At 74.5% G+C, this 15,649-nt stretch carries 14 protein-coding genes; 5 read left to right on the plus strand and 9 right to left on the minus strand.

Annotated features, from left to right (window positions below):
* Positions 1–95 precede the first annotated feature (95 nt).
* Positions 96–1,202 carry a mechanosensitive ion channel family protein gene (locus IH50_RS0105955; protein ID WP_037872112.1) on the minus strand — a complete coding sequence of 369 codons (1,107 nt, stop codon included), beginning with the start codon at positions 1,200–1,202 and terminating at the stop codon, positions 96–98.
* Positions 1,203–1,494: 292 nt separating this feature from the next.
* Here IH50_RS0105955 and IH50_RS0105960 point away from each other — a divergent pair, with 292 nt between their 5' ends.
* Positions 1,495–2,031, plus strand: coding sequence for an HNH endonuclease (locus IH50_RS0105960; RefSeq protein WP_030858037.1), 537 nt, complete (start codon positions 1,495–1,497; stop codon positions 2,029–2,031).
* Between the two features lie 81 nt (positions 2,032–2,112).
* On the opposite strand, the gene IH50_RS0105965 is transcribed toward IH50_RS0105960, so the two are convergent.
* Entirely contained in the window at positions 2,113–2,643 is a 531-nt protein-coding gene (locus IH50_RS0105965) for an ATP-binding protein (protein ID WP_063759470.1), read from the minus strand.
* Positions 2,644–2,842: 199 nt separating this feature from the next.
* Here IH50_RS0105965 and IH50_RS0105970 point away from each other — a divergent pair, with 199 nt between their 5' ends.
* Together IH50_RS0105970 and IH50_RS0105975 are read left to right on the plus strand one after the other, a co-directional pair.
* A complete protein-coding gene (locus IH50_RS0105970) occupies positions 2,843–3,727 on the plus strand; it encodes a DUF5753 domain-containing protein (protein ID WP_030858041.1) in 885 nt (294 codons plus the stop codon).
* 3 nt (positions 3,728–3,730) lie between these two features.
* Positions 3,731–3,925, plus strand: a complete 195-nt coding sequence (locus IH50_RS0105975; protein WP_030858043.1) for a DUF397 domain-containing protein — start codon at positions 3,731–3,733, stop codon at positions 3,923–3,925.
* Here IH50_RS0105975 and IH50_RS0105980 read toward each other — a convergent pair.
* The 7 genes from IH50_RS0105980 to IH50_RS0106010 all read right to left on the minus strand — a co-directional run bounded on the left by IH50_RS0105980 (position 3,916) and on the right by IH50_RS0106010 (position 12,873).
* Positions 3,916–4,572, minus strand: coding sequence for a class I SAM-dependent methyltransferase (locus IH50_RS0105980; RefSeq protein WP_030858044.1), 657 nt, complete (start codon positions 4,570–4,572; stop codon positions 3,916–3,918). The two genes, IH50_RS0105975 and IH50_RS0105980, sit on opposite strands and share 10 nt — an antisense overlap.
* 799 nt (positions 4,573–5,371) lie before the next feature.
* On the minus strand, positions 5,372–5,977 hold the full coding sequence (locus IH50_RS0105985) for a hypothetical protein (protein ID WP_030858045.1): 606 nt from the start codon (positions 5,975–5,977) through the stop codon (positions 5,372–5,374).
* Positions 5,974–7,329 (minus strand): hypothetical protein, encoded by a 1,356-nt coding sequence (locus IH50_RS0105990; protein ID WP_030858046.1) that lies wholly within the window; start codon positions 7,327–7,329, stop codon positions 5,974–5,976. The genes IH50_RS0105985 and IH50_RS0105990 overlap by 4 nt, the downstream gene beginning before the upstream one ends.
* Positions 7,326–8,138: an ABC transporter ATP-binding protein gene (locus tag IH50_RS0105995; protein ID WP_037872114.1), complete on the minus strand. Its 813-nt coding sequence runs from the start codon at positions 8,136–8,138 to the stop codon at positions 7,326–7,328. Before IH50_RS0105995 ends, IH50_RS0105990 begins: the two co-directional genes overlap by 4 nt.
* Positions 8,139–8,167: 29 nt before the next feature.
* Complete coding sequence (locus IH50_RS0106000; RefSeq protein ID WP_030858048.1) at positions 8,168–9,289, minus strand: zf-HC2 domain-containing protein; 1,122 nt, start codon at positions 9,287–9,289, stop codon at positions 8,168–8,170.
* Complete coding sequence (locus tag IH50_RS0106005) at positions 9,286–9,894, minus strand: RNA polymerase sigma factor (RefSeq protein WP_030858049.1); 609 nt, start codon at positions 9,892–9,894, stop codon at positions 9,286–9,288. Before IH50_RS0106005 ends, IH50_RS0106000 begins: the two co-directional genes overlap by 4 nt.
* Positions 9,895–9,966: 72 nt before the next feature.
* Complete coding sequence (locus IH50_RS0106010) at positions 9,967–12,873, minus strand: beta-N-acetylglucosaminidase domain-containing protein (RefSeq protein ID WP_030858051.1); 2,907 nt, start codon at positions 12,871–12,873, stop codon at positions 9,967–9,969.
* Positions 12,874–13,170: 297 nt separating this feature from the next.
* Between IH50_RS0106010 and IH50_RS0106015 the strand changes: the two genes are divergently transcribed.
* Complete coding sequence (locus tag IH50_RS0106015; RefSeq protein ID WP_030858054.1) at positions 13,171–13,452, plus strand: hypothetical protein; 282 nt, start codon at positions 13,171–13,173, stop codon at positions 13,450–13,452.
* 1 nt (position 13,453) lies between these two features.
* On the plus strand, positions 13,454–15,529 hold the full coding sequence (gene malQ, locus IH50_RS0106020; protein ID WP_030858056.1) for a 4-alpha-glucanotransferase: 2,076 nt from the start codon (positions 13,454–13,456) through the stop codon (positions 15,527–15,529).
* The last annotated feature ends 120 nt before the right edge of the window (positions 15,530–15,649 follow it).

Below are 15,649 nucleotides of genomic sequence, written 5' to 3' on the forward strand. Positions count from 1 at the left end.
GAAATCAGTTCGGTTCCCGCGCGGGGAGTGTCAGGAGCGGTACGGCGAAGGGCGGCACCCGGGGAGTCCCGGGCGCCGCCCTTCGGGGCCGGCGGTCACTTCATGGTGCTCGGCGGGGGCAGCGGGGACGCGGCCACCGACTGCGGGGAGACCGTGCTGGCGTAGACCGACGGGGGCGCCATGCCCGCCGTCGGGTCGGCGGTCTCCACGTCCTCCGTGGCCGTGGCGCCGCCGACGATACGGATGCCCCGCGCGTCGAAGGCCCGCTTGACGCGCCAGCGCAGCTCCCGCTCCACGGTCAGGGACTTGCCGGGCATGGTCTTCGCGGAGAGGCGGACCACCATCGAGTCCAGCAGCACCGAGTCCAGGCCGAGCACCTCGATCGGGCTCCACAGGAGCTCGTTCCAGGGCTCCTCCTTGCCCATCTTCTCGGCGACCTCGCTCAGCGTGGCCTTCACCCGGTCCAGGTCCTCGTCGGAACGGACCGTGACGTCGACACCCGCGGTCGCCCAGCCCTGGGAGAGGTTGCCTATGCGCTTGACCTCGCCATTGCGGACGTACCAGATCTCGCCGTTGTCACCGCGCAGCTTGGTCACCCGCAGCCCGACCTCGATCACCTCACCGGACGCCACCCCCGCGTCGATGGTGTCCCCGACGCCGTACTGGTCCTCCAGGATCATGAAGACGCCGGAGAGGAAGTCCGTCACCAGGTTGCGCGCGCCGAAACCGATCGCCACACCCGCGACACCGGCCGAGGCCAGCAGCGGGGCCAGGTTGATCTGGAAGGTGCCGAGGACCATCAGCGCGGCCGTGCCCATGATCAGGAACGACGCCACCGAGCGCAGCACCGAGCCGATCGCCTGCGAGCGCTGCCGGCGCCGTTCGGCGTTGACCAGCAGACCGCCGAGCGCGGTGCCGTCCACCGCCTGGCCGGTCCGGGACATCCGGTCGACCAGCTTGGTGATCGCCCGCCGCACCACGACTCTCAGCACCGTCGCGATCACCAGGATCAGCAGGACCCTGAGCCCGATCGCGAGCCACGTCGACCAGTTCTCCTCGACCCAGCCGGCGGCGTTCGTGGCACTCTCCTGGGCGTCCTGGAGCGAGGGCACCCGCGGTGTCCCGGACTCCGAGGGCGTCGGCGACGGGTCGGCGGCCGACAGGACGGCGGACAAGGACACGGCAGGTACCTCCAGGTGCATGTCTGCCCCCGATGCGGCGGTCAAGGTCTTCAAGGTCACGATCGGGTCACCGGACGGGCAGAACCACCACACTAACGGGGCATTGTGCGGGGATCGGCCCCATGTGTGAAGAAGAGACCGTCCTCACCCGCGCTTGAACAGGCCATGATCCTGGGGATGAATCGGGATGTGGTCGAAAACACTCCCAGCCCGTTACCGGGACATGGTGGCGCGTCCACCAGGCATGAGGGGAGACTGACTACGGATCGTCCCGGCGCGAGCCACGCGCCGCCGGCGTACAAGGAGGCCGTCCGTGCCGCATGCCCTGGTCCTCAACGCGTCGTACGAGCCGCTCGGCGTCGTACCGCTCCGCCGCGCGCTCGTGCTCGTCCTCGAGAACAAGGCAGTCTGCCTCGAGGAGACCGGCGCCCACCTGCACAGCGCGACCATCACCGTCCCCGCACCCAGCGTGGTCCGGCTCAAGCGTTTCGTGCGGGTTCCCTACCGGGGGCCCGTTCCGCTCACCCGCCGGGCGCTGTTCGCCCGTGACGGGGGCCGGTGCATGTACTGCGGTGGCGTCGCGACCAGCGTCGACCACGTCGTCCCGCGCAGCCGCGGGGGCAAGCACGTCTGGGACAACGTGGTGGCGTCCTGCCGCCGCTGCAACCACGTGAAGGCCGACCGCCACCTGATCGAGCTGGGCTGGCGCCTGCGCCACAAGCCCGCCCCGCCCACCGGTCTGGCCTGGCGCATCATCGGTACCGGCCACAGGGACCCGCGCTGGCTGCCCTACCTGCAGCCGTACGGCGCGGACGACGCGCTGGCCCGGATCGACGGCATCTCCGCCTGACGCCGCCGGTCCGGGCCATCGTGCGGTGAGGGCTCCGCTCCGGGTGCCCCGCGGAGGCGCGAACACGTCGGCATCGCGTGTTCACGCCGTCTCCGGCGGATCCTGGAGCGCGGGCGCGCCTTCCGCTGCCCCGGCGGCATGCACGGGGGACGGACCGGCGGTCACGGGATCCGGCGTGGGCGGTGTCCGGCCGGGGAGGTCCCACTCGGCGTACACGGTCTTGCCGACGGTCCGCGGCTCCCAGCCCCACCGCGCGGCGACCGCCCCGACCAGGAGAAGCCCCCGTCCGAACTGATCGGCGCCCCCGTCCCCGGCCGGGCGCGGCCTCGGCGGCAGCTCACCGCGCGGGTCGCTCACCTCGACCCGCAGGATGCGGTGACCGAGGGTGACGTGTACGCGGATGAGCCGTCCCCGGACGCTGCCGTGCAGCAGGGCGTTGGTCATCAGCTCCGACACGACGAGGGCGACGTCGCCTGCGATTCCCTGCTGCCCCCACTCGGCGACGAGCCGCGCGGCCCGCCGCCGGGCGAGGGGGATGCTGCGCTGGGTGGGGGTGTAGTCGAGCAGGTCCTCGTGGAGGAGCGGTACGGGCGAGGACGCGGGTTCTGCCATGGGGGATGCCTCCGAGTGGGGGGCGGCGGTGTCTCTGCCGTGCCTGTGCGGAGACAGGACGGTGCACTTCCGCCGAGCGCGGACCGCAGAGTGAGCGGCTGGGCACTGAAAGTAGCGGCCGGATTGCGCTCGGTGCAACTGGATCGGAGACATTTGTCTCCGTGGTATCGCTGTGTGTCGAGTCCGGCACCATGTGGGGGTGACTCGAACCACACAACTCGGGAACCGGACGTCAACTGTGCTCGGGCGCAGGCTCGGTGGTGAACTCCTGCGCTTGAGGGACGCCGCGGCCAAGACGCAACAACAAGCCGCCGAGGTCATCAGCGCGACCAACTCGAAGATCGTCAAGATGGAGCGCGGCTGGGTGCCGATGCGCGATCCGGACATCCGTGCGCTGTGCGAGTTCTACGGTCTGGTGGATGGGAAAGCCGTGACCCAGTTGCTGGAACTGGCCAGGCTCGACCGTGAGAGGCGCAAGGCGAAGGGATGGTGGCAGGACTCACCCCATCCTGGCGCGCTGACCGAGTACATCGCCATGGAGGACGCGGCCAGTCGTGTGCGTACATGGCAGCTCTCGCTGGTGCCGGGCCTGTTCCAGACTCCGGAGTACGCACGAGCACTGGCGGTCAGTGAGGGTGTCGGTCCTTGGGAGGACCCTGCGGAGATCGAGCGGGTCGTCGACATCCGGATGCGTCGGCAGGATCGTCTGACGGGGGAGCGTCCGCTCAAGGTGTATGCCGTCGTCTGGGAGGCGGCGTTGCGGCAGTTGATCGGCGGTTCTGTGACCATGCGCGGGCAGTTGGAACGACTTCTGGAGATCGCCGGACTGGAGAACGTACGCCTCCAGGTTCTGCCGTTCCACGCCGGCGGGCACCCGTGCGTCACGGGCCCGTTCACCATCTTGTCGTTCAACGAGGACGAGGCGGTGGACGTGGTCCAGGCCGACACCATCGCGTCCAGCGTGTGGGTGGAGAACGAAGTGACGAGCAGCGCCTACGGCGACCTCTTCGACCGCACGGCACGACGGAGCCTTGCTCAGCGTGACTCCGTCCAACTCATCGAGGCTATTCGACAGGAGATTTGACCGGTGTCCGAGTTCGTCTTCGTGAAGTCCAGCTACAGCAATACCTCCGGCGAATGCGTCGAGGTGGCCCTCAACGTCCCCGAAACCGTCGCCGTCCGCGACTCCAAGGACTCCGCCGACGGCCCGATAGTCCGCCTCGCGCCGCAGGCCTGGGCGCGGTTCGCGGGGGCGCTGGGGCGGCTGCCCGCTCAGGGGTGACGCCACGAGAGCGTGTAGCGCCAGAAGAGCCGGCGGCGCAGCCGGGCGCCGGGCAGCACCTTGCGGGCCTCACCGGCGATGTCGGAGAAGGTCATGTCGGCCGGCCGGGTCCGCGCGCTCATCGAGACGGGCCGGTGCGCTCCGCGGCCCTTGTTCTTGAGCCACCCGGTGGCGGCGTTCAGCGGGATGGCGGCTGCGCCGAGCAGATGGTCCGTGGCGGTCTGCGGCCGGAAGAGACCCACGACGACCAGAGTGCCGCCGGGAGCCAGGTGCCGCCGGAAGGAGGTGAGGGCCTCGGTGAACGGCAGATGGTGGAGGGTGGCGACGCAGGTGATGACGTCGTGAGGTCCGGCGGGGAGCCCCGTCAGGGCGTCCGCGACCGCGAAGGACACCGGCGCTGCCTCAGGCGTCAGCGCACGCGCCCGTGACGTGATCACCGGGTCGGAGTCGACGCCCCGGACCTCGTCGGCGCGTGTGGCGAGGAGCCGGGCCAGGTCGCCGCTGCCGGAGCCGACGTCCAGTGCACGGCCGAACCTACGGGGGAGTTGCCGCAGGATCCACCGGTGGTAGTGGGCGTTGTGGTCCCAGGGATGGGCGGCGTTGAACCGGTCGAGCGCTCGGAGGACTCGGTGCGGCAGGGACGTCATGTGATGCCTCGGGGGACGGTCCGCGCTACGGAACTGCGCTGAGGGAGCGAAGAGGAGGAGCCGGTATCAGCCGCGGGACCGGTGACCGCGGACGGGAGGCCGACCGTGGTGCCATGGTTGCCGTCGCGAGGCTGTGGGGATGCGGTGGTTCGCGGAGTAGTGAGGCCGACCGTAGTGCCACGGTCGCCGCCGGGGTCGCTGTGGGGGATGCGGTGGTTCGCGGGGCAGCGGGCCGGGCGGGCCGCGACGGGGCGAGAGGGCCGACTCCGCTGAGCCGTCGGGTACCGCCAGGAGGAGTGTCCGGCAATACCGCAGGTCGGCGGGTCTTTGTGGTGACCGGCTTCCCACGGGAGGTCTGTCGGGGTGTCGAGGAGGATCGTGTCCCGCTTCGTGGGGTGAGCGATCCCGCCCGACGTGTTCCGGTGAGCCGTACGTCGGCCACCCCTGGGGGACGACGGCCCCGGCGTCGCGCGCGGCCGGTCTGACGTCGGTGCCGTCGGCGGCCGGCGGGCCGCGCCGGTACGGCGGTGACCTGCGTACTCCCTGTACGTGACCGGCTGGACCACTCGGCGGGACATGATTCCCCGAGAGCTCATGACACCTCCTCTGCCGAAAAGCGTGAGCATCTGGTGGGCGAATGTAATTCGCGCACTCAAATGAGCGGACTCTGAACACCGGAGGTCGAAATGCTCTCGCTTTTCAAAAGGACACACGCCTCCGACCGCTCAGGGCGACGCGCCGGCCCGGTCCCGGGGAACCCCCGTTCCCCCGGGACCGTGGCGATCACCCGCGCGGCTCGTCAGTCGCGCCGTCCCTCGGGCCGCGCCCCGCGTACGGCGTACAGCGCCGCGCCCGCCACCAGGAGTACGGCGGCGGTCACCCAGGCGAGGTGCTGCCCGGCCGGCTGCACCGGCCACGCCCACACCGGGACCAGAGGACCGCGCGCGTTCGCCGACCCCACGTACACGGCACTGACGTAACCGAAGACCGGCAGCCAGCTCAGCCGGGCCCCCAGCAGGGCGGCCGCGCCCGCGGCGAGGCCCGCGCACCCCAGGGTGTTGCGGATCATGGCCGCGGGGCCGAACGGGGAAGGATGCCCGTACACGGTCGCCGCCAGCAGCAGCGCGGCGCAGCCGGTCAGCGCCAGTAGATGGGCCAGGCGCCGGCGCCACCAGGGGCGCACCGCGGTGCGGTCCAGCTCGTCGGACGCGCTGTGCAGACCGGTGCCGATCACCGCCGCCGCGAACAGCGGCGCCAGCGCGACGACCGGGACCTGCCGGGACGGGTCCAGATACGCGTTCAGGTTCCGGGCGCCCAGGACGGCGAGGGCGGCGGTCGCGACGAGCACCAGCACGGTGCGCGGAACGGTGCGCGCGCGGGCGTACAGCAGGAAGCCGTGCGTCACAGTGCCGGCACCCCCTTCGCGTCGCACTCGCCCCGCGTCGCGAAGTACGCCGACAGCCACGCGCGGCGCTCCTCCTCGCCCATCGACACCAGCCGCTCGCGTGCCGCGAGCCGTTCCCGGAGCTCGGCGCGCTCGGCGGCGCTGCCCCGCGCGTACTGCTCGTCGAACCGCCGCCGCAGCGGGCTGGGAGCCAGGTAGTACTCGACGGCGTCGTCCGCGGCGGCCACCCGCGGCGCCACCTCGTCGCAGTCCCCGCGGCCCTGCAGTGTCATCCCCGCAGCCCACGCGTACTCCTCGGGATCCGTGAGCCGCCCCCGTACGACGGACCAGCCGATCGGTGTGATCATCGGCAGTTCCACCTCGTCCGGTCCCGGCCGTCCCGGCCGGTCCTCGAAGCGCACCGGCAGGTTCTCCACACCCTCCAGACGGCTCGTCATCCCGGACAGGGCCCCGGTGATCCGGGGGAGCAGCTTCTCGTAGCGGGCGTTCACGCAGATCTGCGGGGTGGTGGAGGTGTCGCACACCTGACGCCGGGCGAGCGGATCGGTGTGCCACAGGCCGTCGCCGGTCTGGACGAGCAGCGTCCCGGCGGCGGCCGCGGCCACCAGCGGCAGCAGGGCGAGGGCGCGGCGGCGCGCGGTGTACGCGAGGACCGCGGCAGCCGTGAGCCCGCCCGTCCACGCCACCGTCACCAGGGGCTGCCACCACACCGGTACCGAGGTGGACGAGGTGTCGACGAAGGGCGACAGGTGACGGACGGAGCCGTGGTGGTCGTACCCGACGACGCCGAGCACGACGTACCCGGCCGCCGCCAGCAGCGGCGCCGTCAGCCGCCAGGCCACCACACGGCCCACGACCTGCCCGGTCAGCGCGGCGCACGCCAGGACGGCGGCGTCCGCGAGCGGTGTGCCCAGGTGGGGCCGGTCGCCCATGGCGCAGTACCAGGTGGCGAGCAGCGCGAGCGCCGTCGCGACGGCGTACCCGGCGACCAGCCACAGCGCGACCGGCAGGGCCGACGCGAGGAACGCCGCCGTCCGGCCGCGCACGGCCGTCGCCAGCAGCTCCCCCGTCCCGCGCCTGCGCTCCCGGCCGCCCTGCCAGCAGCCGGCCGCCAGGGCCAGCGGGACACCGAGGAGCATCGCCGCCGTGTGCACCTGGTCACGGGTCTCCGCCCAGCCCCCCTGCCACCGCTCCGATCCGGCCGCCAGCGCCACCCCGAGCGTGAGCGCCATCGCCGCCCCGGCCCAGGGGGCGAAACCGCGCACGGCCTCCGCCCGCAGGGGGTGCCGGGCGCGGGGCGGGCGCGACGGCGCACCGCGCTTCCCGGGCGCCCGTTCCGTCAGGAGGGTCATCGGGCCGTCCCTTCGGAAGCCGACGGCCGGCCCGTCCGCGCCTGTGGCGCACGGTGCGCCCGCAGCGCCGCCGTGTAGCCGCGCTCGATCGGGTGGTCGCCGGGGCCGCCCGCCGACTCGCCGAGAGCGGCGAGCGCCGGGGGCGTCCCGCGGTAGGCGACCCGGCCCGCGTCGACGAGGGTGACCTCCGTGCAGGCCGCCGCCACGTCCTCCACCAGGTGCGTGGAGACGATGACGGTGGACGAGGCGCCCAGTTCGCGCAGCAGCTCGCGGAACTCCACCCGCTGTTCCGGGTCCAGGCCGGCGGTCGGCTCGTCGAGGAGCAGCACCCGGGGATCGTTCACGACGGCCTGCGCGATGCCGACGCGGCGGATCATGCCGCCGGACAGCCTGCGCACCTTCGCGTCGATGCGGTCGGCCAGGCCGACGCGGGCGACGGCCCGCTCGACGGCGGCCGGGACGCGGTCCGCGGGCATCTCCTTCAGCCAGGCCACGTAGGCGACGAACTCCCGCACAGTGAAACCCGGGTAGTAGCCGAAGTCCTGCGGCAGATAGCCCAGGTGGCGGCGGACCTCGCCGCGCCGCCGGTGGTCGCGGGTGTCGTGGCCGAGGATCTCCACCCGGCCGCCGGACGGTTCGGCGACCGTGGCGAGGACGCGGATCAGCGAGGTCTTGCCGGCACCGTTCGGGCCGAGCAGACCGTGCACGCCGGGGCCGAAGTCCAGGTCCACCGAGTCCAGGGCGACGGTTCTGCGGTGCCGGACGTGCAGGCCGGTGGTCCGGACGGTGGCGGCCGGTGCCTCGGGCACGGGGCGGGAAGCGGTGTGCGGAGCCGTACTCAACTCTTCTCCAGGAAGTGGAAGGCGGGGCGGCGTGCGGCCAGCAGGGCGGCGGACAGGAGGGCCGCGGCCGCCCAGCCTCCCTGCGCCGGGGCGCCGCCGAGGTACGAGGACAGCCGCAGGCCCAGCTCGGCGGTGGGCCCGCCGGGGGCGGCGAGCACCGGGCCGAGGACGGCGCACAGCCAGCCACCACCGGTCACGGCGGTGGCGGCGCGCAGGCCGACGTACCCGGCGAGGGCCAGCGAGGCCAGGGTCAGCGCGAGACCGGGCAGCAGCCAGGCGGCGGCGTTCGGGGCGCCCGTGGACGGCAGCAGCGCCCCGGCGAGGGTCAGCAGCGGCAGACTCACCGCCAGCACGGCGGCCGTGCGCATCAGGACCACCCGCAGCCCGGCCGAGGGCGTGGCCGCGGTGATCTCGTGCATCGGGTCGGCGTGCGGCCCGTAGGACAGGGCGACCCCGGCGACCGGCACGACCGGGGCGAGGGCCAGCAGCCAGGGCCGGGCGTGGGCGAAGCCGGCCCCGTGGGCGAGCGCGACGGCACCGACGGCGACGAGCAGCACGGCCGGCAGCCAGGCACCGCGCACGGCCGGCCCCAGGGCCCACAGCACGCGCACGGTCCTCGGACCGGCGGACGGCCACCGGAGCGTCCTCAGCCCGGCCCGGCCCGGAAATCCGGCAGGCCGCGCGGGAACCGGCACCCCCAAGACCGGACCGCACGCGGGCGCCGCCGGCACCGCTCCGGCCGGCGCCGCCTTGTACACGCCGGTTCGGGCCGCTGCGCCGGTGTGGGTCTGTGTGGTGCCGTGGGAGTCGGTTGGGGCTGCTGTGCCGGTGTGGGGCCGGGCTGTTTCGGGGAGGTCGGTTCGGGCCGCCGTGCCGGTGTCGGGCCGGGCCGTCTCGCGGGCGTCGGCCAGTACCGCCTCATGGACCTCGGCCAGTACCGCCTCGCGGATCCCGGCCAGGGCCGGACCCGCCGCCGTCGCGCGTACCGCCCGCGAGACGCGCAGCGCGCAGCCGGCGCAGGACTCCAGGTGTTTCTCCAGCGACCACGCGTCCGCCTCCGGCAGGCAGCCGTCGGCGTAACGGGTGACGAGGTGGTCGGACGCGTGCCAGCCGGTCATGCCGGACCTCCCATCGGTGACGGGCTCATCTGCGCCAGGACCGCCCGCAGCTCGGCGCGGGCGCGCATCGCGCGGGACTTGACGGTTCCCTCGGGAATGCCCAGCAGCCGCGCGGCCTCACGGGTGCTCAGCCCGTCGACGACCGTGGCACGCAGCACCTCCCGCAGCTCGGGCGAGATCCGGCCGAGGGCGGTGCCCACATCCCCGTACTCCAGACCCGCCAGCACCCGGTCCTCGGCGGACGGCGCCGCGGCCCCGGCCGGCGGGAGGCCGTCCCACGCCTCCTCCATCGGCGCCGTGCGCAGCCGCGCGGCCCGCTCCTGCGCCCGGTACGTGTCGACCAGCCGCCGCGCGGCGATGGTCCACAGCCAGCCGCCGGCCTGCTCGCCGCGGTGGGCGTCCGCCGACCGCCACACCGTGACGAACGTGTCCTGGAGCACCTCCCGCACGGTCTCGGGGTCGGCACAGCGCCGGCTCAGCCGCGCGTACAGCCAGCCCGCGTGCCGGTCGTACAACGCGGCCAGCGCCGTCGGGTCCCCGCCCGCGACGGCCCTCAGCAGCGCCGCGTCGGAGTCCCCCGCGTCCTTCTCCCGGTGGCCCCCCATGGGGCGGAACAGTCTCACACCCCGTCTATCGACGGCCGCGGGGACGCCGGTTCACGGCACCGGCCGGCCCGGTCACCGGGCGACCGCGTACGCCTCCACCGACCACAGCGAGTAGCCGTACCGCGTCGCCCGCTTCTCGCCCTGGACGCGGATGTGCCGGACGCCGGGCTCGTCCATGCGGACGGTCTCCCGGCCGCCCCGGCTGCCCCGGACCTCTGCCGCCGTGCGCCAGGTGCGGCCGTCCGCCGACACCTCCACGCGGTACGCCGACGGGTGCGCCTCCTGCCAGTGCAGCGCGACCCTGCCCAGCCGTACCGGACGCTCCAGCTCGACCTGCCACCAGGCGTCGTCGTCGACCGGGGACGACCAGCGGGTCTCCGGATCGCCGTCGTTCGCCGCCGGGGCCGGGAAGTCGGGTGTCTCGTCGGCCGAGGAGCTCGCCCGGCCGGTGCGGGCCAGATCGGGCCCCGCGGTGCGGGGGACGGCGTGGACCGTCAGCGTGCGGGTGGCGCCGGCGAAGGCGAGCCGGACGCCGTACGACCCGGTGGGCGTGCCCGGATCCACCGTCACCTCGACCGGTACCTCCACCGGTGTACCGCGCGGCACGGTCAGCGCGTCCTTCGGCACCCGCACGCCGATGCCCTTCGGGGCGTCCGCGGTCAGCCTGCCGCGCACCTCGTCGGGGCGCAGCGAGCCGAGGGCGACCGTCAGCCGCCGGACACCGCCGATGTCGGTGTCCGCGCGGTCGTCGGGCAGCTCCACGGAGGCGGCGGGCGCGTCCGCGAACCAGGGGACCAGGTGGTGTACCCGGGAGGCGTCGGCGCCGGTGACCCGGACGGAGTCCACCGGATCGTCGCCGGACGGCAGTTCGGTGGCGCCCGACGCGGACAGCGCGCCCAGCCGGCGCCAGCCCTCGCCCGGCACACGGACCTCCACGGTCCCCCGCGTGCCCGGCTCGGTGAGCACCGTCACGGCGTTCAGCGTCCGGGCGCGCGGGAGGTCGAGGACGCGGTCGCCGCCGGACCGCGCGGGCGGCTCGTGGCCGATGCCCGCCCAGCTGTCGTACGCCTGCCGCGCCCGGCTCAGGAACGGGTCAAGGACCCCCTCGCCGACCGTCACCCGGGAGGACTCCAGTCCCGCCCGCTGCTCGCCCAGCCGCCGGTACGCCGCCCAGGCGGCGTCCGCGTCCCCGGCCCGCTGCGCGCGCAGCAGGTCCAGGGCCGTGATGCCCGCCTCGCCGTAGCGGGCCAGCCGCCGGGACCACGGGTCGACCTCGGCGGCGAGCCCGGTCCCGGACAGCCGCTCCGGCAGCTCGCGCAGGACGGTGAAGGCCGCCCGCAGCCGCGCCTCCTCCACCGTCCCGTCCGCGCCGGGGGTGGTACGGGCCCGCCGGAACGCCTCCAGCAGCGGCCGCAGATACGCCGACTCCTCGCCGTCCAGCACCGACGACGCGGTGTTCCCGGCGAGCGCGGCCAGTGCCTCCTCGCGCCGGGCGTCACCGCCGGCGAGATCGGCGATCGCGGCCCGCCAGGACTCCCGGGGACGGTAGTCGCGCGGGTTCCAGGCGAAGTCCGCGGCGGTGAACAGCGGGATGCGGGACGCCTCGGGCTGCGCCATCGCGTTGGCGAGCAGCGCGGCCGAACCCGCCGCGACGGCCGGTTCGCGGCCCTGGTAGGGGCCGAGGAAGATCCGGCCGGGGGCGTAGTCGTTCACCGGGTAGTTGTCCATGGTCACCAGCGGATGCCCGAACACCTCCCGAGCCGTCGCCAGCTGGCCGCCCGTGATGGTGCTCGGCACCACCCCGACCCCGGTCCACGCCACCTCGACGTCCGCGTCCAGCTCCTCGGCGAGGGCACGCCGGTACGCCGTCGAACCGTCCTCGTAGAACTCGGTGGGCATCAGGGACAGGGCGGCGGCGTCCGGGTGGCGCTCCGCCAGGTGCCGGGCCACCGCGTTCGCCACGTGCGCCTGGGCGCGGGCGGCCGCGCCGGGCCCCGAACCGAACCGGCCGGCGTCCGCCCCGCAGTGCCACTCGCTGTAGCTGACGTCCTGGAACTGCAGCTGGAAGGCGCGGAAGCCCAGCGCCCACATCGCGTCCAGCTTGCGGGTCAGCGCCCGCAGGTCGTCGTCCGAGGCGAAGCACATCGCCTGCCCCGGCGCCACCGCCCAGCCGAGCGTGACGTGGTCGCGCCGCGCCCGCTCCGCCAGCTCCCGGAACTCCGCCCGCCGCCCGGCCGGATACGGCTCGCGCCAGCGGGCCTGCCGGTAGAGGTCCTCGCCGGGCGCGTAGAGGTACCGGTTCTGCTTGGTGCGGGCCATGAAGTCGAGCTGGGCCAGCCGCTGTCCGTGCGTCCACGGAGTGCCGTAGAAGCCCTCGGTGATGCCGCGCACGGCGGTGCCGGGCCAGTCGCGCACGACGGCCGCGGTGAACGTGGTGCCGTCCGGGCGCAGCAGCTGGCGCAGCGTCTGCACGCCGTGGAACTGGCCGTCGCCGTCCGCGCCGGACAGGGAGACGGCACCCTTGCCGACGGTCAGCGCGTAACCGCCGACGGGGAGGGCGTGCCGGGGGTCGCCCGGGGTGCGTTCCCGGTCCACGCGCACCACGAGCGCCCCCTCGGGCACCTGTGCGCCGGGGGCGGTGAACCGGCGCGCGCCCGCCTCCCGCAGCAGCGCGCGGAGCGCGTCGAGGGCGTACGGGTCGGCCGTCGCGTCCACGACCAGGGCGACCTCCTCGGTCACCGCGACCGGGGCGCCGTTCGCGCGCAGGGAGTGCGGCCGCGGCCACACGGACGGCTCCGCCGCCCGCGCCGTGTCGGCGGCCGGGGACGCGGTGGTGCCCGGCGCGGGCGGCGCGGCCACGGCGGCGGGCGCGGTGCCCAGGGTCCCGGCGCCCAGGGTGCCGGCGAGGACGGCGAGGGCGAGGGCGGTCCTTCCGGCGCTCGCCGTCGTGTTCGCCGTCCTGCCACGCCGTAGCCGCACGGGGCCCTCCTGGTCGCTCGACGGGCCGCCCGGCCCGGTGGCCGGTGCGGCCGTGTCCATTCCGTTACCGAGAAGACCCGAGCCCACCATTTCTGCGGTGAACGTGTCAATGAGAGTGGCCGTTGTGGCGCGTTTGTCCCACCGTGGAGGAAGGGGGCGGGGGAAGAATGTGATCAGGACCACGTTGAAAGACTTTGTGCGTCTGGCATCGCGCCCCCTGGGTAGGGCTGCGGGATAACCCGCACGACCCGCACGCCCCGCGTGATCCGCGCGCCGTGCTCGACGAGGAGGCCACCTGTGGCTGCACCGGCTCACGTCCCTTCCCCGATCCTGTCCAAACCCGTGGCGGAGCCCTCCGCCGACCTCGAGGAACCGCACTTCTGCGTTTTCAGCGCGGAAGGATCCTGCGCCGAGACGCCGCTGACCAGCGAACCTCCGCTGCCCGACGCCGAACCCCTCACCAGCGAACCGCCGCTCGCCGACACCACCCCCCTGACCAGCGAGTCCGACGCCTTCCTGGACACCTCGGACTCCTCCGGGCTCGACTCCTTCCCGGCCCAGTACCGCCCGGAGCCCTAGGGTGAGCGCGCCACGGCCGGCCGAGCCCCCTTCCGAGGACCTGTCCCGGCTCGCCGCCCTGCACGGCGTCGCCACCTCGTACCACCCCTCCCCGGACCGCACGGTCGCGGCCACGGCCACCGCCGTCTCCCTCACGCTGGCCGCCCTCGGCGTGGACACGGCCACCCCCGAGGCCGTACGCGCCGCCCTCACCGCCCGCGAACGGGAACTCGGCGAGCGGCTGCTGCCCCCCACCGTGGTCGGCTGGGGCGCCGGCACCCCGGCCGCCCTCACCGCGCTCCCCGAGGGCACCCGGCTGCTCGTCCGCACCGAACAGGGCGAGACCCGCGACCGGGCCGAGCACCTCCCGCCCGGCGTGCACGAACTGACCGCCACCACTCCCGACGGCCGCACCGCCCACGCCCACCTGATCGTCGCACCGCCCACGCTGCCCGCGCCGCCCGGACGCGCGTACGGGCTCCTGGTCCAGCTCTACTCCCTGCTCTCCCGCCGCTCCTGGGGCATGGGCGACCTCGCCGACCTCGGCGAACTCGCCGGCTGGGCCGGACGCGCCCTCGGCGCCGGGTTCGTCCAGGTCAACCCCCTGCACGCGGCCGTCCCCGGCCCCCCGACCGACCCCTCCCCCTACCGCCCCTCCTCTCGCCGCTTCCCCGACCCCGTCCACCTGCGGATCGAGGACGTCCCCGAGTTCGCGTACGTCGACGACCGCGACCACGTGCGCGCCCTGCTGGAGCGGGCCGGACGGCTGCGCGAGGCGGTGCTGGACGACGGCGCCCTGATCGACCGGGACGCCGTGTGGGAGGCCAAACGAGAGGCGCTGGAACTGGTGCACCGGGTCCCGCTCGGCCCCGGCCGCCGCGCCGCCTACGACGACTTCCGCGCCGGACAGGGTCAGGCCCTTCAGGACCACGCCACCTGGTGCGCGCTCGCCGAGGTCCACGGTGCCGACTGGCACCGCTGGCCCGCCGCACTGCGCGACCCGCGCTCGCCCGGGACCGCCCGTGCCCGGCAGGAGCTGGCGGACCGCGTCGACTTCCACTCCCGGCTCGTCTGGCTCACCGACGCCCAGCTCACCGCCGCCCAGCGGGCCGCGCGCGAGGCCGGGATGCCGGTCGGGATCGTCCACGACCTCGCCGTCGGCGTCCACCCCGGCGGCGCCGACGCCTGGGCCCAGCAGGAGTACTTCGCGGCCGGCATGTCCGTCGGCGCGCCCCCGGACGCCTTCAACGCGCGTGGCCAGGACTGGGGCCTGCCGCCCTGGCGCCCCGACCGGCTCGCCGCCTCCGGATACGCTCCCTTCCGCGCCCTGCTGCGAGGACTGTTCCGGTACGCGGGCGCCCTGCGCATCGACCATGTGATGGGCCTGTTCCGGCTCTGGTGGGTCCCCGAGGGCCACCCGCCCACGGAGGGCACGTACGTCCGTTACGACGCGGAGGCGATGCTCGCCGTCCTCGTCCTGGAGGCGTCCCGGGCCGGGGCGGTGGTGATCGGCGAGGACCTGGGGACCGTCGAGCCCGGCGTGCGCGAGGCGCTGCGCGAACGGGGTGTGTACGGCACGTCGGTGCTGTGGTTCGAACGGGACTGGGACGGCGACCGGCGCCCGCTGCCGCCGGACGACTGGCGCGCGGACTGCCTGGCCACCGCCACCACCCACGACCTGCCGCCGACGGCCGCACGGCTCAGCGGGGAGCACGTGGAACTGCGGGACAGCCTGGGGCTGCTCACGCGGCCGCCGGCGGAGGAGCGGGCGGAGGCGGCGGCCGACACGGCGGAGTGGCGGGAACTGTTCGTACGGCTGGGGCTGATGGGGGCGGACGCCTCCGAGGAGGCCGAGATCCAGGCCGTCCACCGGTACCTGCTGCGCACGCCGGCCCGGATGATCGGGGTCTGGCTTCCCGACGGCATCGGCGACCGGCGCCCGCAGAACCTGCCCGGCACGTGGGACCAGTACCCGAACTGGCGGCTGCCGGTGGCGGACGCGCGGGGAAGGCCGGTGACGCTGGAGGAACTGGCGGCGTCGGCGAGGCTGCGGGCACTGATGGATGTGCTGAGGACCAGCAGCCCGTCCGGCGTTTGAGGACGAGGCCCGTTCAGGGCCGAAGCAGGGTCCGGGGGTGGCGGCCCCCCGTGACGTCCGCTTGGCCGCTCACGGCGTTGAGGCCGGGCGGGGGTGTCCGCGCAGCCCGGCGCGGGCGGG

The sequence above is a fragment of the Streptomyces sp. NRRL S-37 genome (genome assembly GCF_000721605.1).
GTDB lineage: Bacteria > Actinomycetota > Actinomycetes > Streptomycetales > Streptomycetaceae > Streptomyces.

What these genes read in the sequence shown, in the direction of transcription:
- IH50_RS0105955 (WP_037872112.1), bottom strand. Translation starts at nt 1,202, where the DNA reads ATGCACCTGGAGGTACCTGCCGTGTCCTTGTCCGCCGTCCTGTCGGCC.
- IH50_RS0105965 (WP_063759470.1), bottom strand. Translation starts at nt 2,643, where the DNA reads ATGGCAGAACCCGCGTCCTCGCCCGTACCGCTCCTCCACGAGGACCTG.
- IH50_RS0105980 (WP_030858044.1), bottom strand. Translation starts at nt 4,572, where the DNA reads ATGACGTCCCTGCCGCACCGAGTCCTCCGAGCGCTCGACCGGTTCAAC.
- IH50_RS0105990 (WP_030858046.1), bottom strand. Translation starts at nt 7,329, where the DNA reads ATGACCCTCCTGACGGAACGGGCGCCCGGGAAGCGCGGTGCGCCGTCG.
- IH50_RS0106000 (WP_030858048.1), bottom strand. Translation starts at nt 9,289, where the DNA reads ATGACCGGCTGGCACGCGTCCGACCACCTCGTCACCCGTTACGCCGAC.
- IH50_RS0106005 (WP_030858049.1), bottom strand. Translation starts at nt 9,894, where the DNA reads ATGGGGGGCCACCGGGAGAAGGACGCGGGGGACTCCGACGCGGCGCTG.